Annotated in this window: 19 protein-coding genes; 3 read left to right on the forward strand and 16 right to left on the reverse strand. The window is 39.8% G+C overall.

What is annotated here, in order from left to right; translation table 11 throughout:
• Nucleotides 1-6 precede the first annotated feature (6 nt).
• Nucleotides 7-672 carry a sugar ABC transporter substrate-binding protein gene (locus tag GQY27_RS00115; RefSeq protein ID WP_160031498.1) on the forward strand — a complete coding sequence of 222 codons (666 nt, stop codon included), beginning with the start codon at nucleotides 7-9 and terminating at the stop codon, nucleotides 670-672.
• A gap of 89 nt (nucleotides 673-761) precedes the next feature.
• Here GQY27_RS00115 and GQY27_RS00120 read toward each other — a convergent pair whose 3' ends face one another.
• The 4 genes from GQY27_RS00120 to GQY27_RS00135 form a co-directional block, all read right to left on the reverse strand.
• On the reverse strand, nucleotides 762-971 hold the full coding sequence (locus tag GQY27_RS00120) for an S-layer homology domain-containing protein (protein ID WP_236570409.1): 210 nt from the start codon (nucleotides 969-971) through the stop codon (nucleotides 762-764).
• 86 nt (nucleotides 972-1,057) lie between these two features.
• Nucleotides 1,058-2,764: a cellulase family glycosylhydrolase gene (locus tag GQY27_RS00125; RefSeq protein WP_236570410.1), complete on the reverse strand. Its 1,707-nt coding sequence runs from the start codon at nucleotides 2,762-2,764 to the stop codon at nucleotides 1,058-1,060.
• Between the two features lie 401 nt (nucleotides 2,765-3,165).
• Nucleotides 3,166-4,722: an ABC-F family ATP-binding cassette domain-containing protein gene (locus GQY27_RS00130; protein WP_160031501.1), complete on the reverse strand. Its 1,557-nt coding sequence runs from the start codon at nucleotides 4,720-4,722 to the stop codon at nucleotides 3,166-3,168.
• A 184-nt stretch (nucleotides 4,723-4,906) separates the two neighbouring features.
• Nucleotides 4,907-5,329, reverse strand: coding sequence for a hypothetical protein (locus GQY27_RS00135; RefSeq protein WP_160031502.1), 423 nt, complete (start codon nucleotides 5,327-5,329; stop codon nucleotides 4,907-4,909).
• Nucleotides 5,330-5,789: 460 nt separating this feature from the next.
• On the opposite strand from GQY27_RS00135, the gene GQY27_RS00140 reads away from it, so the two are divergent.
• Nucleotides 5,790-6,128 carry a hypothetical protein gene (locus GQY27_RS00140; RefSeq protein WP_236570411.1) on the forward strand — a complete coding sequence of 113 codons (339 nt, stop codon included), beginning with the start codon at nucleotides 5,790-5,792 and terminating at the stop codon, nucleotides 6,126-6,128.
• 202 nt (nucleotides 6,129-6,330) lie between these two features.
• On the opposite strand, the gene GQY27_RS00145 is transcribed toward GQY27_RS00140, so the two are convergent.
• The 12 genes from GQY27_RS00145 to GQY27_RS00200 form a co-directional block, all read right to left on the reverse strand.
• Nucleotides 6,331-7,389: a leucine-rich repeat domain-containing protein gene (locus tag GQY27_RS00145; protein WP_160031503.1), complete on the reverse strand. Its 1,059-nt coding sequence runs from the start codon at nucleotides 7,387-7,389 to the stop codon at nucleotides 6,331-6,333.
• 35 nt (nucleotides 7,390-7,424) lie between these two features.
• A complete protein-coding gene (locus GQY27_RS00150) occupies nucleotides 7,425-10,475 on the reverse strand; it encodes a DEAD/DEAH box helicase (RefSeq protein ID WP_160031504.1) in 3,051 nt (1,016 codons plus the stop codon).
• 220 nt (nucleotides 10,476-10,695) lie between these two features.
• The gene (locus GQY27_RS00155) at nucleotides 10,696-11,781 is read right to left on the reverse strand and encodes a 5-methyltetrahydropteroyltriglutamate--homocysteine S-methyltransferase (protein WP_160031505.1); all 1,086 of its coding nucleotides are present in this window, start codon (nucleotides 11,779-11,781) and stop codon (nucleotides 10,696-10,698) included.
• A gap of 154 nt (nucleotides 11,782-11,935) precedes the next feature.
• Nucleotides 11,936-12,100 (reverse strand): hypothetical protein, encoded by a 165-nt coding sequence (locus GQY27_RS21420; RefSeq protein ID WP_201450655.1) that lies wholly within the window; start codon nucleotides 12,098-12,100, stop codon nucleotides 11,936-11,938.
• Between the two features lie 406 nt (nucleotides 12,101-12,506).
• Complete coding sequence (locus GQY27_RS00165; protein WP_160031506.1) at nucleotides 12,507-13,379, reverse strand: YitT family protein; 873 nt, start codon at nucleotides 13,377-13,379, stop codon at nucleotides 12,507-12,509.
• A gap of 267 nt (nucleotides 13,380-13,646) precedes the next feature.
• Entirely contained in the window at nucleotides 13,647-14,510 is an 864-nt protein-coding gene (locus GQY27_RS00170; RefSeq protein WP_160031507.1) for a P-loop NTPase family protein, read from the reverse strand.
• 241 nt (nucleotides 14,511-14,751) lie between these two features.
• Nucleotides 14,752-15,087: a DUF3221 domain-containing protein gene (locus GQY27_RS00175; RefSeq protein ID WP_160031508.1), complete on the reverse strand. Its 336-nt coding sequence runs from the start codon at nucleotides 15,085-15,087 to the stop codon at nucleotides 14,752-14,754.
• A 115-nt stretch (nucleotides 15,088-15,202) separates the two neighbouring features.
• Complete coding sequence (locus GQY27_RS00180) at nucleotides 15,203-16,366, reverse strand: aminotransferase class I/II-fold pyridoxal phosphate-dependent enzyme (RefSeq protein ID WP_160031509.1); 1,164 nt, start codon at nucleotides 16,364-16,366, stop codon at nucleotides 15,203-15,205.
• Nucleotides 16,356-17,297 (reverse strand): D-alanine--D-alanine ligase, encoded by a 942-nt coding sequence (locus GQY27_RS00185; protein ID WP_160031999.1) that lies wholly within the window; start codon nucleotides 17,295-17,297, stop codon nucleotides 16,356-16,358. The genes GQY27_RS00180 and GQY27_RS00185 overlap by 11 nt, the downstream gene beginning before the upstream one ends.
• Before the next feature lie 16 nt (nucleotides 17,298-17,313).
• A complete protein-coding gene (locus GQY27_RS00190) occupies nucleotides 17,314-18,765 on the reverse strand; it encodes an aminotransferase-like domain-containing protein (RefSeq protein ID WP_160031510.1) in 1,452 nt (483 codons plus the stop codon).
• A gap of 99 nt (nucleotides 18,766-18,864) precedes the next feature.
• Nucleotides 18,865-20,454: an alkaline phosphatase family protein gene (locus GQY27_RS00195; protein WP_328802918.1), complete on the reverse strand. Its 1,590-nt coding sequence runs from the start codon at nucleotides 20,452-20,454 to the stop codon at nucleotides 18,865-18,867.
• A gap of 226 nt (nucleotides 20,455-20,680) precedes the next feature.
• On the reverse strand, nucleotides 20,681-21,673 hold the full coding sequence (locus GQY27_RS00200; RefSeq protein WP_160031511.1) for an NAD-dependent epimerase/dehydratase family protein: 993 nt from the start codon (nucleotides 21,671-21,673) through the stop codon (nucleotides 20,681-20,683).
• A 164-nt stretch (nucleotides 21,674-21,837) separates the two neighbouring features.
• On the opposite strand from GQY27_RS00200, the gene GQY27_RS00205 reads away from it, so the two are divergent.
• Nucleotides 21,838-23,520 carry a DUF2339 domain-containing protein gene (locus GQY27_RS00205; RefSeq protein ID WP_160031512.1) on the forward strand — a complete coding sequence of 561 codons (1,683 nt, stop codon included), beginning with the start codon at nucleotides 21,838-21,840 and terminating at the stop codon, nucleotides 23,518-23,520.
• The last annotated feature ends 147 nt before the right edge of the window (nucleotides 23,521-23,667 follow it).

Here is a 23,667-nt window from a genome sequence, read left to right on the forward strand (position 1 = left end):
CGAATCATGGAGATGATGATCAAGCAAAAGGTTGACGGCATAGCTATTATTCCGGTGGACTCCGAAGCTCTAATTGACGTCATCGACAAAGCGGTGACCAGCGGAATCACTGTGATATGCTTCGAGTCGGACTCTCCGTCCAGTAAGCGGAATGCATTTATCGGTGCGGATAACTATAAGACGGGTAAAGTAATTGCCCAAACCGTAGACAATTTGCTTGGCGGCAAGGGGATGGTCCTGGTCCAGTCTGGCATGCCGCAAATGCTTGGATTAACTCAGCGGCTAAAAGGGTTTCAGGATTATTTACATGAGTATACCGAAATAGACGTGCTCGAAGTTCGCCATAACCATGCCAGCGAAGAAAAAGCCATTCAGCAGTTGGAAGAAATGATATCGGCTCACCCGCACTTCAGTGCGCTGATCAACCTGGATTTCGTTTCTAGTTCAAGTTCGGTTCTAGTCTGGAAAGCCAAAGGGCTTAAAAGATATAATGTCGCGCTCGGTCTTACTCCCTATATCAATCAATCCCTCGAAAACGGTCAAATTACCCGCATCATCTCCCAAAATGAGCAGAATTGGGGCCAAGCGATCATTAACACCTTGCGCAGTCTATCACAAGATAAAACAATGCCAGAATTTATTAACACAGAAATCATAGAAATGCATAATTGATCATCATAACAAAGGGAAAGGGCAATCCAATTAAGGACTGCCCTTTCTCTTTGTTTATCGATTTTACTTTACAACCTGTTTACGTAAGACTAGAACAGCCCTGATTTTTTCATCAGTTCATGAGTTAATTTAGCTGCTTCAGCGCGGGTAATATACGCCTTGGGCGCTAGAACCCGTGAACTTCTTCCGGAGACAATACCTGCCTGCAAGCTATGTGCTACACCTGATTTTGCCCAGCTTGAGACGCGGTTTGCATCTTCATAACTGCTTAGGATCTCTTCCACTGATCGTTCTGCCAAACTTCTCTTCAGCTCAGTAATTCCCATCGCTTGAGAGGCTTAAAAGGTGAATTTTTTTGTTTTTTCAGAACGGAACGACAACTACCTCAAGATTTAATGGTGGTTACGCTAGTCCCCTCTTTCTCAATGATGTACTCTATCATTTCGCCACTCCAAAAATGGAACTTCAAAATCACTTTCCCATCCTTGATTTCATTAAAGAAAGCTTTCGTTAATTTGATCTCATTTGTCTCATAGGATGGAATGAATGAGTGCCCGAATTCTTTGAACGAAGTCCAATCCGCTGGCCCTGCATTTCGTCCATTCTCATACAGCGATTCCATCGTAGCCAGCTCATCTCCATTGAATTGGACTGGAATGATCAGCTCATCCGAAGATCCAGACGCCTCACTTAGCTCAGGTACATCGCAGGTAATTATGTTAAGTTTCCAATCGGCTCCTGAATTAAAAATGATACGGAGCTCTGCTTGCTTTCCATAAGCAGTATCAGACCACTGACCAAGGAAGTTGGCTTTTAGAGTGAGTATATTCTCATGAATAGTGTAATCTTGGCCCTTTATTAGTGTCTTTCCGTTCATATTTACATTTTGAAATTCGTTCCCGTTAAGCTCAAGAGGAATGGATACGTCCTGTACATTCTCCCCCTTCTTCAAATAGACAAGATCAGATGTCGCATGGGAAGAACGACCTTTGAAACCAGCTTGGATAACAGCATACAAATCTTCATCAAACCATTGGAACTCCCTGCGATTAAAGTGTTGACCGTTATCCCACAGCATCGTAGTAAACCCTTTTTGAGTGGCATAATCATTTACAAAATCAAAGTATTTCAGTTTCTCTCCCTGCTGGATAGTCCCCAAAAACTTGTCAAATCCGAGTAACCCGAACTCCCCCACAATGACTGGAATCCCTTCCTTCGTAAACCGCTCATATGTCCGATCAAACGTATCGATGATATCTTTCTTAGCATCTTCATCAAACCGAGTTGCTCCTGCCATATTGACACTAAAAGGATAAAATCCGTAATAATGAATGGTCGCAATTAGATTAGGATCGTTATAACTGGTTATTGTCTTGTATAGTTCCTCTAATCTGAATTCGGAAGCAGAGGTCGTTATACTAGGAATAACTAGCGGGCGTTTTTCATTTTTCCCTCCAGAAGTCCTCACGATGTGATGAAAAGAATCATTTAATTCACCAAGCATCGTAAAATACTCAGGTTCGTCTTTATTCCAATCCTCTGAGAATCGAGGTTCATTTATACTCTCAAACATGAGCTTGTTGGGATGATCTTTGAAATGATCTGCTATTTGTGTCCACAAGGTACTAAATCGCTCTAATACTTCATCATGATTCGTATCCATGTACCTCACCCATTCGCTGGAGTCGTGATGGATATTAATCATGACATACAGTCCTTCATCCAGTGACCAATCTACAACTTCCTCAATTCTTCTCATAAAATCCGGATCCACCATATAGTCAGGAGCATCGCCCATACGATGCTTCCACGTGATTGGAATACGGATACTGTTGTACCCTTGTTCCGCAATCTCAGCGATCAACTCTTTAGTGGTGCGTGGGTTCCCCCACGATGTTTCATCACCTGCCGCATCAAACGTATTTCCGAGGTTCCATCCTGGCTGCATTTTTTCTACATAAGTTTGCATTTTACTCTTCTTCTCCTTCTGCTTTTCAGCTGAAATGAGGTGACCTACTACAAAAAGAACACCTGCTATTAAAACCAAAGAAATCAGCATTACCCATAAAGGAAAACTCTTTTTATTATTCATACCTAGTCCTTTTATTATATTTTTGGCATATATCATATGAGGAATGAATCACGAAGATGTTAAGCTGCTATTCGATGCTTCTCTTTACAAAGGTGAGAATATACACTTCCTTCACTGTGATAATCTGTTAGAACACGTTGAAGTGGGTACACTTGAGAGGTAAACTAACAAAAAGGGAAATGGTCACCTGCCCTCCTTTCTCTGTAATCGCTTTCTTTATGAGAGTATAAGCTTAACCATTCCCTAACTCAATAGCTAATGGGACATGAAACTTATATTTATTAAGAAAGCATAGAGAACAAAAAAGCCGCACAAAGGCGACTTTTAAAATTTACCAAATATGAGGTTTTGATGAGAATTATGGACAATTATAGACAAAATCTATATAGGTCCATTTGACCTTAAAATACTTTGGTCGTCCATGATTCGCAGTTCCAAACATCCGTTGCGATATCTTGATAAAATTCAGGTTCGTGAGAGATCATTAAAATACTGCCTCTATACGCTTTTAGTGCACGTTTCAATTCATCCTTAGCATCGACATCCAGATGGTTTGTTGGCTCGTCGAGTACAAGAAGATTCGTTTCACTGTTAATAAGCTTACATAAACGTACCTTCGCTTTTTCTCCACCGCTAAGTACAGCAATTTTACTTTCAATATGCTTCGTTGTAAGTCCACATTTAGCTAAAGCGGCACGCACTTCAAATTGAGTATACGAAGGGAATCTTTCCCATATTTCCTCAATGCAAGTGTTGTAATTCCCTTCCTTCATTTCCTGCTCAAAATAACCAATTTCAAGGTTATAACCAAGCTCAACAGAGCCGGATAATGCAGGAATTTCCCCTAAAATACTGCGCAGTAAGGTAGTTTTACCGATTCCGTTCGCACCAACTAAGGCTACTTTTTGTCCTCGTTCCATTTGAAGATCAAGTGGTCTAGATAGCGGACTATCATATCCAATAACGAGGTCTTTTGTTTCGAATATCATTTTACCGGAAGTTTTAGCTTCTTTGAAGTTGAACTGTGGCTTCGGTTTTTCCTTAGCCAGCTCAATTACTTCCATCTTATCGAGCTTTTTCTGTCTCGACATCGCCATATTCCGCGTTGCCACACTTGCTTTGTTACGGGCTACGAAATCCTTCAAACCAGCAATTTCTTGCTGCTGACGGTTATAAGCCGCTTCAAGCTGCTGCTTCCGCATTTCATATACCTGCTGGAATTGATCATAATCACCAACATATCTGGTTAGCTTCTGGTTTTCCATATGGTAGATCAGATTAATTACACTGTTCAAGAATGGAATATCGTGCGAGATTAGAATAAACGCATTTTCATATTCCTGCAGATAACGCTTCAACCATTCAATATGCTGCTCATCCAAATAGTTTGTAGGCTCATCGAGGAGCAAAATATCTGGCTTCTCAAGTAAAAGTTTTGCAAGCAAAATTTTGGTTCGCTGCCCACCACTCAAATCATTAACGTCCCGATCGAGTCCTATATCAGTTATACCAAGTCCACGCGCAGTTTCCTGAATCTTCGCATCGATCAAATAGAAATCCTGATTCGTCAATGTGTCCTGAATGGTTCCAACTTCTTCAAGCAGCTTTTCCAGTTCTTCAGGGCTAACCTCGCCCATTTTGTCATACATTTCATTCATTTCTTTCTCAAGGTCGAACAAATATTGAAATGCGCTGCGAAGAACATCCTGAATCGTCATACCCTTCGTCAGTACAGCATGCTGATCAAGATAACCAACACGCACACGTTTGGACCATTCTACCTTACCTTCATCAGGCTGAAGCTTGTTCGTAACGATATTCATAAAGGTCGATTTACCTTCACCGTTAGCTCCAATCAATCCAATATGTTCGCCTTTGAGAAGTCTAAAGGATACATCTTTAAAAATGGCACGATCGCCAAAACCATGGCTTAAGCCTTCAACATTTAATATACTCATTAATAGACACCTTTTTCTTGTATTTATCGATCTATTATAAGCATGATAAGGCTAATATTTCAATACAAAGGAAACATAAGCATTTTTCGAATACCACATGATAAAAGCAGGAAGCTGCTCTTCATAAGTAAAGAGTACTCCCTGCTCGTCTTAATTAGTGAACATATGTAATTTAATTATTCGGTTAATTTCCGATTGATTTCGCAGCAATAATTTTATAATCGACCAAATAATAATTAGCCCCGGCAGTATCGTTCTTAAAATATAGTTCGACGTTGTCCTCTTTCGGTCCTACGCTACATAATCTTATAGTTAGCTCGAAGTATTTCCCGCCACTCATTGCATCTACATTTATGCTTCTCTTTTCACTCTGATCTCTCATTACTTCGAGCTGGTGAATATTTGATATCTCTGTACAACCAACCATAACATATTCTGTTTTATAAATACGTTTGAGTGCTCCAGTTATGTTTGAATGAAGCTGTTGCAACAAAGCTTCCTCAAGCTGTTTTTCCCTTACCTCTGAGTTTGAAGCTAACGAAAGAGTTGGAATACTACAAAGAACACTCATTAAGATGACAAGAAGCACACATTGTTTGATTTTCAAATGAAACATCCTTTTTTAATATACGGTGCTTCATTTATATGGAATTTATACAAGTCATACGTTTATTTCTCACACAATTTGGAAAGTTAACATACCAAAAAGCAACTGATCGCACTGACCCGTTGCTCTGTTTATATTCTAATCCCCTCAGACGAAATCATCCCTCTACGGTGATTCGAGTGGTGACGGAACCCAAAACACTCTACCCCTCATATGTAAAAAAATCTAAAAAATATACATATGGCTCAATAATTGATATATACTATTTATACGAAAGAAGCAATGTTGGAACTTTTTTCTAATAAGAATTTCATTCTACTTCAAAGACAGGTGAATCATACTGAACATAGAATTATTTAATCAGGCTGTAACTGAGCTGCTCGAACGCTCAGGCAGTCGTGCGCTTGTCCAGATTGAATCTACTTTCCCGGACAATCGCCTCGTTGGCGGCAAATATCACATGAGTAGTCATACTGTATATCTATATCAAAAAGAAATTATGGAGCAATGCAGAATGTTATTCGGCTCTCTCGCTCCCTTACAATCCTATATTTCTGTCATTCTAGCTCATGAATTGGGTCATGCTGAGGATGCAGAACTGGAACATTTATCAGGCCTTCTTGATGGGCCTCTCACTGTATCTGAACAAGCTGAAATCCGAATGCGCATTGAAGAGAATGCTTGGCGTTATGCGGAATCACTACTCTGGGACATAGATCCCGTTTTCTTGCATACCATCATTGACGAATCCCTATACAGTTACCATCAAGCGATCGAACCCGAACCACATATCGCTTAATGTTATCCATGATATAGCTTTAATAAATACAAGGTCATTCTTCCCTACGCATAGGAAAGATCTGACCTTGTTTTTCTTTGATTGATCTTCAGGCTTCTATATACATCCAATTTAATAAACTTCATGATTAGACATTGAATAATAACATCTATAACTTTACTTACCCTCTCTACGGGCTTTCAAACATAATGTAATCCAATTCTTATTCATTCAAAGCAAGACTTTCGAAGATTGAATTCCTTGAAACATTAATATACTCTAGCTGCTTCATCCGTTGAAGAAAAGCAGGTTTCTGATCTATCATACAACTTACTATTTCTAGAGACCTGAGTCGCCTAAGTTTCTCTAACTCGATTGGTAGTTCATGAATCGAAGTGTAGTTGATCGTAAGCTGCTCCAACTGCTCAAGTTCTCCAATCTCAGGAGGGATACGATGTAAACTGATCTCTTCCTTTGATTTCATCCGCCAATTGGAATCCGGTCTATCTGAACTAGCACAGCTGATTTGCAGTTCTTTTAAGTTTTTTAATTTACCAATGGATTCCGGAATGCTTTCAAGATCTGCTGTCATGATCCTCAAACTTTCTAGCTTACTTAACTCGAACAACGCTTGAGGTAACCGATAAAGATCTTGTTCAAATATTTCTAGCCATCGTAACTCTGTAAGTTCGCGGATTCGATCTGGCAGATTTTTCAGTCTATATCCACTTATATATAGCCGATCTGTTTTTTGCTTAATAGCATCATCCAGCAGACGATTGAAGTCAAGGTGTGCCTCTATTTCTATGAAAAGTCCTGTAATTTGATCCATCAGCTCAACTGCCTCATTCTCTGTCACATTAATCCCATACATACGCTCATGAACAACGGAATAAAGATAGTCTTCGCCATCTTTTGTTAAGAAGCACAAATCTTCTGGTAAATTGGGGAATACCCAATCCGATAGGCTTCCTGCAAATTTTTTTAAGAGGAGACCACTTTCTTCACTTGATTTATAAAAATAGTACGTTCCCGAGCAATAAAAAGCATGGCTGCGATATGCTTCTCTAATCTCCGTAATTTTCTCCATTTGATTGTTAGGGATTACGATGGTCTTCATTAAATATGGTTTTAATTCTTCCAGTACGCTTTGATACCTTTGATCCTCTCTAGGTAAGTCTCCCATTTTGTAACCAAGCACAAAACATTCTGAATTTTCTATTGCTAAATCTATCACTTGCTTATAAGCTTCCCCTTTAGGGTCTGTATACATTCTTAACATACTTGTTCTCCCCCTGTGGAAATACTCTTTATACATTATTGAGCGTTTACGGCCGAACCACTACCGCTTTTGACTTCATCTACGTTTTCTACAATTGAAGAATAATAAGGTTTCTTAGAAAATCGCTGATAATCACCAATTACATAGAACTCTTTTTTTGCGCGTGTCACAGCTACATTTAATAGATTAGGCTTTGAACATGACCAGTTTGCTGCTCCATCACTGTTCTCGTCGGTTCCCGTTACTAAATAAACAATATCTGCTTCTTTTCCTTGAAAGGTATGGACCGTACCTACAGAATTCCTCAACCAATCATTTAATACTTCTTTAGTAATCCCCAATTTTTTTAATTTCGCTCTTAGAATTCTTTTAATACCATCCTTAACTGCCGTAAAGGGAGAAATGATATATACATTCGGAGGACCCGCGTTTTTCTTCCATAGTGTAATCATATGGTCTGCCACCAATTCACCTTGTTCTTCTACGAATTGACGATTTTTAGCTGATCCTTTACAGTCATACCAGATACTTTTACCCCGACCCTTATTACCCAATACCATTTTGTTATCATAAGCTATTTCGTTCGCAACAGTGAACATAGGATTTAAGCATCTTCTATGCACCCATAAGGGTATGCCTATCCACTGACCATAACTGCTCGTCATTCCATATCGATTAGCTGTATCTGCTATGGTTTGAACGGAGGAGCCCATTCCAATATATCTATCACTTACATTAAAATATTTCTTGATATCTCCTAAAATAGTTTGATCTAAGGTGACGACCGGCTCAATTTGAATTGGGTCACCAACTACTACCACATTTTTAGATCTCCATATTGCTCCCGCCGATTGTTGTGGACTCGCTTGTCCTGCCTCATCTATAAATAAATAGTTGATAAAATCTTTTGCTATTCCCTTATACATCGAACTAAAACTTGCAAAAGTTGTACTTACCAAAGGAGTAATTAAATGAACCGTTTGCCACATATTCTTCAAGTATTCTCTATGTTCCGAATCGTTAAGATCTAGATTTGCACGATTGATCAATAAGAGTAAAGTTGATTTAATGGCATTATAATTGAAGGCCAACATCATTTTATGGATTTTCATAGCCTTTAAAAACAGTAATCCTCTTTCGAAATTCAGTTCATCTGTCAGCCAAATCGTATTTAATTGCCGAAATTCGTATGCTTGTTGTGTGTTCGACCAATAATCTTCATCCGGTATTATTAATCCCTGCTTTTTATAATCATCCAGCTGTTTTGCAAAAGCAGATTCTCTTTCTTTGAGTTCTTCTATCATCTTTTTAGATTTTTCAACCTCGGCCTTTTTTATATAAAACTTATTCCCTTCTTCTTTCAACCGAGTAATTATATCGTAAAGTTCATTTTCTAATTCTATTTTTTTCGTATTCTTTTTACCTAAGACTCTTTGTAAAAGAGAAAGCTTTGGCAGTGATCGAATTTGTTGTTCGGTAAGCTGCTTTTGCTGTTCTAAATGGGACTTCTCGTTCTCTAGATCCATTAGTTGTTGATTAAGTTCAGGGTATTGTTCCTGTAACTCTCTTAATAGGACAACAGAAGATTTTATGCTCTTATATTCGTCGTGAAATTTCTGGAGACTCTCCTTCTTTTTCTTCACTGAGTTAAGCGTATCTTCGAATTCTTTTACAGCATTCTCCCAGGACTTCATGTCTACCTGTTTACTATCTTGTTCCAATTGTTGTAGAAAAGAAGTTCCATCCTCTTTCTTCCTAAACAAACTCCAGGCATACGTTGATATATTATCTGATTTACCAAGAGCTCCCGAAAATAATCCCCATGCCTCATCGTTACTACCTAGCAAATCCATTGCCGCAACTTTATACATAGATAAATCCTCGGCCTCTACAGCGTACGACTCTTCATAATGATTGAACTTACTTTTATCCGAAGAAGAACGTATAACTTCATTTCGTTTAGGTAGATCCTTAGAGATATTTTCAACTGCTCCGTTATTACTCGAAGCAACTACCATAGAATACTCCTTAATATTTGAATCCAATAAATAGATGGGATAAAACCTACCATTTAAGTTAATTGACTTTACTTTTGTAAAAGCTTGGGACGGGGTATCCAATTGTGCTATTTTTTCAGCTCTTTGAACTGCAATGTCAGCAAAGATATCTTTTAATAAAGTGGTCTTTCCTGTGCCAGGCGGTCCATTCACCGAACTAATTTTTTGATTATTATTAATAATTTGATTTACAGCAACTTGCTGCATTAAAGATAGTCTATGTTCTACGGGAGATGGCCACCGGCCATGCGGTAAATGGATCGGCTGTAAAATATCTTCGATATATTCCTGATTTTCATTTATATCTAAGCGCTGTTCAATCGCTACTCCTTCTACAAACTGACGGAGCGTTTCGTTTTCGCCTTTTTTTATAATGAGTTCCAAGTCACTTATATAGAAACTGTTAAAATTCTTTTGATTAGAAATCTGACCAACTTTCATCACTTCAATCTCTACATATTGTAATGAATTATCATCTAATCTATGGAAAAATTGTTGGTATTCCTGTTGAATTAAGAGTAAAGCTTCCTCTGTTACTCCATTCATAAAAATGGTTTGTGCTTGTTCTTCGAATAATTTCAATTTACTTTGAAAGGGAGTTAACATATCCTCATATTTCACCTCAGAAGCTTTTGCCAAAAACTTTATTACATACATCAAAAATGGAACAAATATTGACTCTTTTATATAATTACCTTGGTCATCAACCAAAAAAGAGAAACTAAATAACGTTTTATTATCCTTATTTACAATCTCATCCTGATTCATAAAAGCTTCCCGTATAAAGCTGACCAGTTTATGATGCTCAAAACAACCTAGATAATAGCGGAATTGAATCTGATATTCGTGATTCTTTACTACATCCTTCTTCCACGGAGTTTCACTAAGATTAATCAACCGTGTGCGGTTCCGTTTTTTACTATCTATGAAATAACTTTCATTCACCGTTTCTCCCTTACCAGGCACTTCACTTGGGACCAACGCTTCGACGAAGTGCCAAGTCTTTAAAACTCGTTTGGTAATTTCCATCATTACACTCCTCTGGTCTTTAGTTACATAATATTATAATAAAACTTGGAAAAATAAGTTGTAAAATGATGAATTGAAGTGATAAGTTTCGGGATAAAACGAGGGAGTATATAAAAAAGGGAGCGAATTCGCTCCCTTTACTTAAGTAAAGACATTTAACCTGTATACAATTTAATAGCTCCATCTCAATCTAGGAACAGCTTAACATGTATGAATTCAATTACTTCCAGACTTCATCTGCGATTTCTTTAACAAAACGAAGTTTGCTCCATTGTTGTTCTTCACTTAGAAGATTGCCTTCCTCCGTAGATGAAAATCCACATTGCGGACTTAAACATAGCTGTTCAAGCGGTACATAGGTTGCTGCTTCTGCTATACGAGCTTTGATTTTCTCTTTATCTTCCAATTCCCCTGATTTAGATGTGATCAGTCCTAATACAATTTTCAGATTTTTGCGATTCACATATTTTAAAGGTTCAAAACTTCCTGAACGCTCATCATCGAATTCGAGGAACAACCCGTCTACATCTAAGCCGCCGAAAATCGTTTCAGAAGCATAATCATATCCGCCGCTCGCGAAAAAGTTAGATTTATAATTCCCGCGACAAATGTGCATCGTGATCACTAAATCTTCTGGTTTGTGAGCAATCGATTCATTAATCATGTACTGCATTACCTTCATTTCCTCGGCTGGGTCTAAGCCTTTGGCACGCAGTTTGTTATGACCTTCTTCTGAGAATAAATCTGCCCAAGCAGTGTCATCTAATTGTAAGTACCTGCAACCCGCATCATAAAATGCTTGAATTGCTTTTTGGTAAGCTGTAATTGTATCTTTGAGGAATATTTCTCGATTCGGATATATCTCTTCATTATAATCAACCCGGCAGACTAGCATATTAGGACTTGGAATGGTTTGCTTCGCAACCGAGTCCCCCGCATGATCATGAAGAAACCGGAAATGCTCTATGAATGGATGGGATGAGAAATCAACTTTACCAGTAATCCGGATGCCTTCCTTACGAGTCTCCATTTTATGAAAATGCAGCCCCGTCTCTTTTTCATAATATTCTACTCCATCAAGACCGCCCAAAAAATCGAAGTGCCACCAGCTTCTGCGGAATTCACCGTCCGTAACGCCAAGTACACTATTTTGTTTTTGCTTATCAATAATACGGATAATCTCTTCATTTTCTACGGCTGTTAATTGCTCAATTGAGATGATGCCGGATTTATATTGTTCACGTGCTTGTGTTAGGTTTACAGGGCGAAGTAAGCTGCCTACATGATCATGATGAAATGGTATCATAGGTATCTCTCCTTAAATTTTTATGTATTAAAGTATAATAGCATAACAAAATAAGAAGCATGTAATACCAAAAACCTATCCTAGCTATAGCTTTTATCTATAGCTACTCTTTCAATACTAGAATCTTACATGTCAAGATCTTCTCGGGCAAAAGTTAAATTCCTCTTCGTCTCCAGCCAAATACTTTGACATGCACTATCGCTTTGGTTACCCAGTGCGAGAGTACATACAAGACAAGGAACAGGATCAACAGCGGTTTTAATAACAGTACGGCCACAACCCAGGTGAGCAAGATCTGCCAAGTCTTCATTTTCCGCACGAATTTCCCTGGCCATAAAAACACTTTAAAGAGTACTTCGTTATGTTGAATTGCCTCTAGGAATTCTTCCTGGTACACCTTGCTGTCTGGTTTTAAACGAATCGCATTCCGTTACGATTATGACTTCACACCATGCTTACTAATGTAATCCAGCATAATTTGATAATCACGGTTAACATCACTGAATGTCGCATAATTATTTGCTGTAGCAAGCCAGTCCAGCGTCGTCGTCTTTCGTCCTTTAGCGGATCTCTTTAGGCGTCTGCAAGTTCATCATGATCCGACATATCCGCGCTCTCCCCCTGGGATTTTTTATTTAGTCTAACAAATTTCCATAACTCAGGTGAATTAATACACAAAAAAGCGATGGCGAGAAATATCTCTCTGCCAACGCTCAATTTTAATATTAATGAATATTTTGTTTTTTGAAACTTCCGCCCTTAACTTCTGCTACATCGTATACGACAATAAAGGCGTTCGGATCAATTTCATAGATGATCTCTTTAATTTTACTTTCTTCCATACGGTTAATTACACAAGTGATTTCTTTAAATTGTTCATTAGAGTAACCACCATAAGCTTCAGTATAAGTTGCTCCACGACCTAATCGGTCACGGATGGTTTCTACCATGATTTCCGGATGTTTAGTAATAATCTTGAACGTTTTAGAGCCGCTAAGACCTTCCTCAACAATGTGAATGACCTTAGAAGCAATAAAGTAGGCGAGAGCAGATAATATGGCGCCTTGTAAACCAAAGACAGTAGAAACAACAATAAAGACAAACATGTTTAAGAATAAGATTAGGTCACTCGTACCGAAAGGTAATTTTCTGGATAATAGTACAGCTAGCATATCAATTCCGTCGAGTGCCCCGCCATTACGCAATGCTAAACCCATACCAAACCCGAGAATAATCCCGCCAACTACGGTAATTAGCAAGGTATCGCCTTCAATAATCGTTGGTACATGGTGCATAAGACTAGTGCTTACTGCAAGCGTCGCAATACCAATCACCGAATACACAGCAAAACTTTTACCTATTTGTTTATATCCGAGCCACACAAAAGGAATGTTAATTATTCCAATTAACACCCCTAGTGGTAATCCAAACAGCTGGGAACCCACGATACTCAGTCCGGTTACCCCACCGTCGGAGACATTGTTAGGTATTAGTACTGCTTCTAAACCATACGCAGCTATGATCGCCCCAATCATAATCAGTAATACTTTAGTGACTATTTTGGGTGTGTTTAGCTTTTGTTGTTTCCTTTGAATCATTACATTTCCTCCTTGGACAAGATCTGCTAGGAAACAGTCTATAATAATTTTCACTACTTTGGCAAATTGGTTGTCATATGTATGAAAAGCAGTTCTTCTAACACAGATGTTGCTCTTCATATGAGGAATTGGTGTATTTTTACATAACTAAACACATTAACAATGCAATTTTCTGCTTAGCTTCTATTCATTCTTTCTATCCTCACGATAAACATACATTTTTGGCGGGATAAAGATGAAAAAGAGGCAACCGATCGCTTTGACCGGCTACCTCTTCCATTTTATCAAGCTACTCCATTCTGAAAGGATACCCTCTAAACACTGTTTATAATCGTTCCTATTATAAGCCGAATTATCGACTTTTTTCTTTGCTATATTCAGACGGTTACATATTTCTTCTTCCCATGCTCTTCTTGCCTTAAGAACCTGAATCGTTCCTTCTAATCCTTTGTAACCCTGCTTTTGTCCATATCCTTGGTTTGTGTAGTATTCAATAAACCCCTCTGACCATTCTTCAGGTCTCTCCTTTATCGCTTTTCGCAAAGAATGATCAAGATCGCTTTGTTCTACGTAAATTAACAGTGGATTTAAATTCTCTACTATAGCCTCCAGTTCTATAACATAACTGATAACTTCTTCTTTCTTAGCACCATATTTAATCATTCCTATCGTTACAGGGTTCTGTATAAAACAACATTCAAAAATATAGATGTCTGTTCCATGCAAACTAAGCTCAGCAAACTGCCTCCATCTTTCGGTAATCAGTTTCCTATTTTGATTCAGCGTCAATTCATAGATATCGTTTTTAAAAATTTCCTGCACTAATTCATTTGGAATACGGGACCCATATTCATTTACCATTTTTCGATATTCTATAAAATAATTATCATCTTGGATCGTAGTATAATTATTTAATACATTTCTGAACTCTTCATGAGTTCTTAATAGTTCATCGTATGTATGTTGCTTAAAATAAGCGACTCCGTCATAGTCTGCCGGATGATCCAAATTCCCTTCTAAGAACAATTGAGACCTCATGTTATGCTCTGTAAGGATTTCATGAATGAGTTGAGCCGTTGTTGATTTTCCGAAACCCGGTAATCCTTCAACTAAAATTAATTTTGGTGTCATGATACAATTCCTCCTCACTTATGTACTGTTGCCAGTACTGGAATACCTAGGAATTCTCTAATGGATGGCCACTCCATGTCTTCAGCTCCTTATCATGAGATACTTATCTTATTCAGCTAGCAAACAGCGTCTGCCATGGACCGAAAGAAAGTCCATGGCAGACGCTGTAATTGAATGAGCAAGAAGTAATTATTTATTTAATAACAAGTAACAAGAAGACTCCATTATCTATTCGTTAATGTTAATTGATTATTTCTATTTTTATAGCTTCCCCTTGAATCGGGTTGCTCTCCTCATATTGTCCTGTAGTCCAGACCTTTACTTTGTCACCAGCTTCTGCGGCGTAATCTATTTCCCTAGTCACAAGGATATACTCTTGGCCCTTTGTGGACACCGTTACTGATGTTTCATCCTTGTTTACTACGATTGCTTGAAAATCTTCTTTTGTATCTGATTTTTCTTGAACTCCCTCGACTCTAATATCGTTTTTGTTACCATCCTTTGTTTCAGGAACACAACCAATCAATAGGAATGACATTAGAAATGTAATAGATAAGAAACTTAATAAACCTTTCATACTCAGCCTCCATATAATTACGTTATATGAAGATTGATGCAGAGCATGATCACTTAGTTCCATTCAATTCAAATAGTATCCAATTGTCGTTTTTTTCAGTTCTCTATTCCTGTGGTTATATTTTCACCTTCATAAAACGATCCATCCGCTCAAGCACCTGCGTTAATTTGTCCGTGGATACCGAGTAAGAACAGCGGATATGACCTTCTCCCCCTGAGCCAAACACATGACCCGGAACTGTAGCAACACCCGATTCCTTCAGTAACTGATAGGCAAACGTCTCCGAGTCAAGCCCTGTGTGAGCGATACTTGGAAAGGCATAAAACGCTCCTTCCGGTACATGACAAGGGATTCCGATCAACCGAAATCCGGTCACCAGAAGTTCCCGTCGCTTCCGGTACGCTTCTCTCATCTCATTCATTGACTCAAGGCCATGACGCAAAGATTCGAGTGCAGCAATCTGTCCCAGCACAGGGGCACACATCGCCGTATATTGATGGATCTTCAGCATGGCTGCCAGCAGATCACGGTGACCGCAAGCATATCCGATTCTCCAGCCCGTCATTGCGAATGCTTTAGAAAAACCGCTGAGTACAATCGTTCTATCCTGCATTCCTGGCAGCGAAGCAATGCTGACATGTTTTGAATCATACGTCAGTTCGGCATAGACTTCATCTGAGATAACGAGCAGATTATTCTCCTTCACGATGTCGGCAATCGGTTGCCAATCCTCTACAGTCATGATCGCTCCCGTTGGGTTGTTCGGATAATTTAGCATCAGCAGCTTGGATCGTGGAGTAATCGCCTGTCGCAATGACTCCGCAGTTAACTTGAATCCCTCTTCCGCTCTCGTTTCTACCTCCACCACGGTACCTCCGTTCAAAGAAACAATCGGTGAATAAGCGATATAACTGGGTGAAGGAAGAAGGATTTCATCGCCCGGGGCGGTAAATGCTCGTAGTGCAAGGTCTAGTGCTTCGCTGCTGCCTACCGTGACAAGCACTTCGCTGGCAGGATCGTAGCGAAGGTGGAAATTTTTCTGAAGATAGCTGGCAATTTCCTCTCTTAGTTCGGGCAGACCTGCGTTGGATGTATAACTCGTTGCTCCCTGGTTTAATGCCTCTATGCATGCTTTCCTAATGTGCTCTGGAGTAACAAAATCCGGTTCACCTACTCCAAGTGAAATGACGTCCTGATTGCCGCTGCTAAGTTCGAAGAAAGCACGTATTCCAGAAGGCGGAATGTTCCTTACCTTTGGGGTAATCCAACTACTTAACATGAACCGTCACCCCTTTGTTCTTGCTGCGTTCTGTCAGAGAACAGCTGATAATCCGATCGAGTAATGAGCTGAAAGATATTCCAGCTGCGGCAGCACTTTTGGGAAAAAGACTCGTCTTTGTCATTCCAGGAAGTGTATTCATCTCAAGTACATAAGGAATACCATCCGACAACATAATATCGACCCGGGCATATACACTGCACTTTAATGCTTTGTAACAGGTCATTGCCGTCTTACGAACCAACTGATCTAGTTCATAAGGCAGGTTCACCACCACCTCTTTTGCTCCGCCATCGTTATACTTAGCACGGTAATCGAACCATTCCGAAGACGAAGATGTGATTCCTACCACAGGCAGAAGTTCCCCATCTAGAATGGAGCAAGTAATCTCCTGACCCGTGATATATCGTTCAATCAAGATCGACTGATTGGGATCACTTGCAAAAGCCCTCATTACCGCGCTATGCAGATCCTGTTCGTCGTTCACTTTTTCCATCCCTATGCTGGAACCGCCTGTATTTGGCTTCACCATCACTGGGTATCCTAGCTGCTGAACAGCTTCTGGCGAATAGTCTTCCATACTGTTCCAACACAGCCAGCTTGGTGTATTTACTCCTTCATATCGGAGGATTTTTTTGGACAGATCCTTATCCATGCACAGACTGCTCGCCAGTACTCCGCTTCCTGTATAAGGGATACCTAGTGTTTCCAGCATCCCTTGTATTGTCCCGTCCTCACCGTAAGCCCCATGCAGAGCTAGTAGAGCAATATCAAGTCCCTTTACCTTCTCCACAAGTTCTGCAGGCTGACTGAATACTACAGGGATCACCTCATATTTATTACGGTCCAGATGATTCATCATCTCTCTGCCTGTGTTCAGTGACACCTCCATTTCGGAAGAAATACCTCCCATAATTACGCCAACCTTCAACATGATCATCATTCCTTCATCCCAATAATTTGTGTGCTGTCTTGCCAATAATCTCGATTCCCTTGCGGATATCCTCATCCGTCACCCTAGAGAACCCAAGCCGCATGGTATGCTGTCCCCCGCCATCGGTATAGAACATCTCTCCTGCCGTAAAAATAACACCTTGCGCACGACATGCCTCAAGCAGTTCTCTCGTGTTAAATCCATCCGCAAATTCCACAAACAAATGCAGTCCACCGTCTCCGGTTAATGCTTGGTAAGGAACATGCTGTTTGCAACTTTCCAGCGTTAGCTCATATTTCCGTTTATATTCCGCTTTCGCTTTTTTCAAATATTTATCTAGATTACCGTTGTATAAATATTGATAGAGTATCGATTGATCCAAGGTTGATGTATGAATCGTCTGCGCCCGCTTGATGCTCTCCAGGTAATAGATCAGTTCCTCATCTGCTAGCACCCATCCTACCCGAAGACCCGGGAACAAGACTTTAGAAAAGCTGCCAAGATAAATCACACTATTGCCTGCACCGGCCGTTGCAATCAGCGGCGATACATGGGATCCCGAATAGCGAAGCTCTTCGTTAAAACCATCCTCGATGACCGGAATATCGTATCCCGCCATTAGCTTCATGAGGCCCTGTCTTTTCTCAGGGGACATAACAATCCCTGTCGGATTATGGTACGAAGGTACAAAGTAAGCACAATCATATTCCCCTTCACTGAGCGCCTTCTCCAAATCTCCCAAGTGAATGCCATCCCGTTCCATAGGAATTCCTCTGATTCCGAAGCCTTTCAGTTTCAAATTCTTGATCGCCGTATGATGCGTCGGATTCTCGGTAAGGACCTGGCCACTCTTCTGGTTTAATGCGGAGAGCAAGATATTAAAACCTTCCGTAAAACCATTGGTAATCAGGATGTCCTTGCCCTTCATATCCACGCCCTTGTGCTCCATGTATTGATGCAAATAATCAATAAGCGGTTTGTAACCTTTGGCGTATCCGTAGTTCAAGAGGACATTACCTTCCACAGCCATACGGTCCATAAAAGCCCGCTTTACATTGTCAAGATCAAATAGCCCTTCATCAGGAGCAATACTCGTAAAAGAAATCGTCCCCTTTTCCGCACGAATCCCGCGTTTCATAATATCCAGTTCTTCTGCCAACATGGCATTGTCGTTCATATGCTTCTTCCAATCCATCATTCGAGACGAGACCTTCATTGTACCCGGTGCTGAGGGGGCTACATAATTCCCCTGCCCTTTAACCGCGTAGATAAACCCATCGTCGCCGAGTCCCTCGTAAGCGGCGATGACCGAGTTGCGGCTAACCTTCAGCAGTACCCCCATTTCACGTGTGGACGGGAGTTTTTGTCCGCTTTGCAGTGCGCCTTTTATAATTAAGTGCTTCATATAGTCTTTAATTTGTATATATACCGGTCGTCCGGCAATGAGCTTGAAATCCTTAAACATTTACCATCGCCCCCATAGCTATCATGGCACAGTAAGCAAGGTAAAAAAAGAACCACGATCCCGGATTTTTTATCCAGTCGTGGTTCTTAGGTATTTTCCTCAGTCTTTTGTTAAAAGTTTTAGGAGATATGGTTTTATATCAATTATCCGTAGAAATTGCGGTTTCTCATTCGTACCGCATATGATAAGAGGAACAAGTGATTCTTTTTCATGAAGCGAACCGTGGCCTCCTCCGCCTTCATGTGTTGGTGAACTTCTGTCGGCAAGTTCATAGCCCGGTTTAGCCGTAACGACTAAAAACTCCCCTGAATGTGAATGTAATGCGCCTGATAAACGCTGCAGTACGTCAGGGTATTTTCCATAAGACAATTTTTGATTCTTTGTATTTAATTTTAAATCAAGCACATCTAAATCTTGTTCGACCGTCCATTTTTGCTGATAGCGATCGACCATGCTTCCATTTGATGTATACTTCACTTCTTTATTTGTTTCTCCTTGCAAGGCATGAATCCATTCATTCTCTTTCCAAGACACGATATCGATACGGGGATCGGAGGTTAATGCATGAGCAACATCTCTTAGTGAATTTTCTTTGTTAAAGTTGTAAACATAAGCCATCGTTTCATTTACAGCAAGTACGATGTCCGTTTCGTCCGTAACGGATTTACCTTGTTTTAGTACGCTGTATTCTTTAAGTAGAGAAGGTAAATCAACAACCGAGTTGTTTTGAGCAGAATAAAGGGACGTCATTCCGCTATCACCTGCAATAATAAAAATGTTTTTTCTTAATGCTTCCTGCGGTGAACCAAATTGTGGTAATAAAGAACCTAGCTGCTTATCAAGTTCTTCCACACCGCTTCGTTCTTGTGGTCCTTTCTTATGTAATTTCTGATCGAGGTCTGGCAGATAAACGAATAAGAAATCAGGTAATTTGTTCTCCTTAATCAAATACTTTACGGCTTTCATGGAATACTCGTTGCTCAGACCTAGTCGCTTCGTTAAGCCGTCTGGTAACTCTTTTACAGTCTCTAGTGGATTTGCAAGAGAACCTAAGGCAAAAAAATCGGGACCCTTTACTTGCACTTCTTTGGGTAACGAGGTAATGCCTGTAAGCCAATCTGGCATCGTCAACCTATGATTCGCCGCCCCTCGGTAGATCAAGCCATTAATAGAACCCGATTTTAAACCATGCTTAGCCAAATCTTCGTATATCGTAGGTATTTGTGGATTTAAATGATTCCCATTTAAGTTGATTAGCGCATCCTGTAATACCTCATTTCCTCCCTGTTTCCATATCTCCATCGGCCCTGTACCATAATTAATTACCTTCTTCTTATCCGCCGAATACCATATAAGACCTGGCACATGATGACGGTTTGGGTACGTTCCTGTAATTAGAGAACTATCGATCGTTACCGACATAGTGGGAAATGAACTAACCATGTCCTTATAGTACATCCCATGTTCCGTTAGATACTGGAAAGCAGGCAGTTTATTTTGCTTGATTCCGTCATCAATGGCTTGAGACATTAAAGAATCGACCATAAAGAAAATCACTTTCTTAGAGTCTTCTCTCTTTATGGATTTTACTTGTACTACATCTTGTTCATCAGGTTTTACTTCTTCCTTTCGGCACCCAGAGGTCAACATAAACATAATGAGCAAAGACCAAATCGTGATTTTCCTCAAGCGGAGTCCTTCCTCTCTATCTAAAACTTTTATAACAAATATCCAGAATAGGTTAGATTTGCCTTGTGCAAAGTGTCTCTCATTTTAGCCATGATCATGTATGTGGTCACTTGGTAAATAATGAATGTAGCAAAGCCTGCTTATTCGCATAGAAAAAACAACCGAACATGGTTCGGCTGCCTCATCAAATTCATATAGATAATACCTTTAACACTGGATTAATTGATTATTGAAATTCAGCTTTCGCCCCTTCTTGAACACATTTTTGGAGCGTCTCCCTGATAGATGCTCGAATATCATATTCATGATATGTAAGAAGAGACATGGTTTCAGCTGGGTCAAGATAGGCGTCTCGGTTTTGGATCTCTGCCATCATACTATTGAGTACCCCCTGTTCTTTACCTGCCTTTCCATTGTTAGCATCAATCTGCTCCATCACTGGTTTCATTTGATCTAATGACACAACCTGGACCGTGCTATCTTCCTGTCCAAGTGCATCCAATACCATTTGATAAAACTCGCTATGCTTCATATTCATGCCGCAAATCGCATACTTTCCGCCATGTTCACCATACTCCATCGCTCCAATCGCAGCTTCTGCTACTTGCTGCGCAGTAACCATTGCTGTACCTCCGCCAAGTACGGGAACAATCTTCTGATCTTTCAATCGATTGACAAACATGGACCATAGCGGCATGCGTCCTGGCATCACACCGAAAATGTAAGGCAAACGAATGCTCATCACATCCATTCCTCCTTCACCTTCAAGACAAGCTAATTCTTCTTGAAGCAATCGAGAACGAGGATAAGCATTTTGTTTCAAAGGAATATCGGTCCACTCTTCTGCAAAATGCGCAAAATACGAGCTAAGGATGACAAAATTTTTCACGCCTGCTTGTTTCGCTAATCTAGCAAGACGCTGAGTAGGAAGTACATTGGCTTCATAAAAAAACTTTATTGCTGGTGCTTCAGGTAATGTCCGTTCATCTGCTCCAGCAGCGTATACAAATCCATAAACGCCTTCTAGTATCTCACGAATCTCATCATCTGACATGTTATTGATATCCCCTACTTTGTGCTCGACTTCTCCAGGCAATAGATCCTCTGTTGGCATGGGATGCCGCGATATAGTCGACACATTATATCCTCGTCTTCCCAATTCTTTAATCGTAAAATAACCTAGAAATCCAGTTCCGCCTAATACAAATACCTTTTTCATGAAGTTCATCTCCTATGCATTTTGGTAAGACAAGTAATTCACCATGATCCTCCCTTCTGTTCTTTACCCATTTTAACAGACATAAGAAAAATTTCTTCCAATATCATGTAAAGGAATGCTACATTAATAGGAAACCAAAAATTGGATGAGGGAGGATCTTGTTCGTGAGTCATGATGAACGTTTAAATCTTTTAGAACAACGAATCATGGAACTTGAGAAAGAAGTACAAGAATTAAAACAGTATAAAATATCAAAGAAAGTTACTACGGATACAGAACCACGGTCCAAAACATGGATTGAGGGGCCTGTCCCCTCCGGTACAACTTACGATGAAACAAGAGAGAAAACGCCACAAGAGAACATCAGGAAAAAAGATACCGATTGGGAGCATCTCATCGCTAGGGTTTGGCTTCCTCGTATATTCTTGTTTGTCTTTTTAATCGGATTAATTTGGGGTTTCAAAGCAGCAGTGGATGGTGGTTATATTACTGAGGAAATGCGATGCATGATTGGTTTTCTCGCGGGTGCGGCTTTCATTTATCTCGGTATGAGACAACACAAGCATCAGCGCTTCTTGTTATCACAAGTGCTTTTGGCGGGTTCCATAGGAATCTTCATGCTTACCACATTCGCAGCGCATTACTTATATGACTTTATGAATGCCCCTATCGCTTTTGTTCTCAACGTACTTTGGACAGTGCTGGGACTTTTGTTCTCTTACCGCTACAAATCGCAGACATTAGGTGTTCTCGCCATTATATCGGGAATCTTGACACCTTTTCTGGTCGATAACAACCCATCTACACCATTCTTTGTATGTTACGAAGTAATGCTCTACATCAGCGCCATGATCTTTGCGATCAGGCATCGTTTTGTAACCTTACTTTATACCTCATTTATTTTGATACACCCTGCTTTTCTCATTTTTAGTATGGTTGGTACGATCTCAAATGATAGGTGGATTGTCTACGGTGTAATGGTCCAGCACCTCATTCTTTTAGCCTCCATCTTGCTTAGAAAAGGAATGATAAATCATGAGCTTCGTATATTGATATCAAGCTTTGTCTTAACCGCTGTTTGGTCCAGATTAATCTTGGAGTCAGACATCATTCTTATTTTGTTATCATTCACACTGCTATACAGCGGGGTTTCAGCATACACCTGGAGAAAAGGTTTCAAAGATACACTGCCTTATATGCTTACCATATCATCTTACTCTTTACTTTTCTTATTGATGGAAGTGGCCGAGAAGAAATGGGTTATCGGTCTTTTCATTATCGAGGGTTTTATCGCTCTTGCTCTGGGTTTCATTATTCAATCATTGTTCCAAAAAATAAACGGTCTACTCATTTATCTGGTAGGGTTTCTCGCAGGATGTATTGTCTTATTAGACGGCATGGATTCCATTGCATCCGTTAATACTTTTATATGGATCGTGATTCTGCTTACCTTAGCAGGCATGATCGTTTTATTGAGACATTACCCTACTGAAAATCAAACGCAAACGAAAGAATGGATTAGAGTTCTTTACTACGGACTCGGGCTACTATTCCTCATCTTTATAACCGATGTCACTTCTGTACTGACACAAAATGTAAGTGAAAATGCTCAACATTTGATCATTTCATCTACTTGGGTAGGGTATGCCATTGCTGTAATAGCCTACGGTCTCAAGAAAAAAATCAAACAAGTTCGACTTGCAGGGATTGCTCTCCTATTTTTAACTTTAATCAAAGTCATCTTCTTCGATCTTCCAACGGTTTCGATGATCATAAAGGCAGTCCTATTTATCGGACTCGGAGGTATTGGTATCTTGCTTTCTCGATTCTTTTATAAGAAAGAATAAGATGGAACATCATAAAAAAGGCTCTCCATTTTTTTAATGTACTCTATAAGATAGACACTTTGAAAAAAGTCATCTTATTAGAGTACATTTTATTTTTGGAGAGTCCCTTTTTAATTAGGAGTTTTCCCTTTATGTTGACGGGAAAAC

The organism is Paenibacillus sp. An7 (assembly GCF_009870785.1).
In the GTDB taxonomy this organism is placed as follows: domain Bacteria; phylum Bacillota; class Bacilli; order Paenibacillales; family Paenibacillaceae; genus Paenibacillus.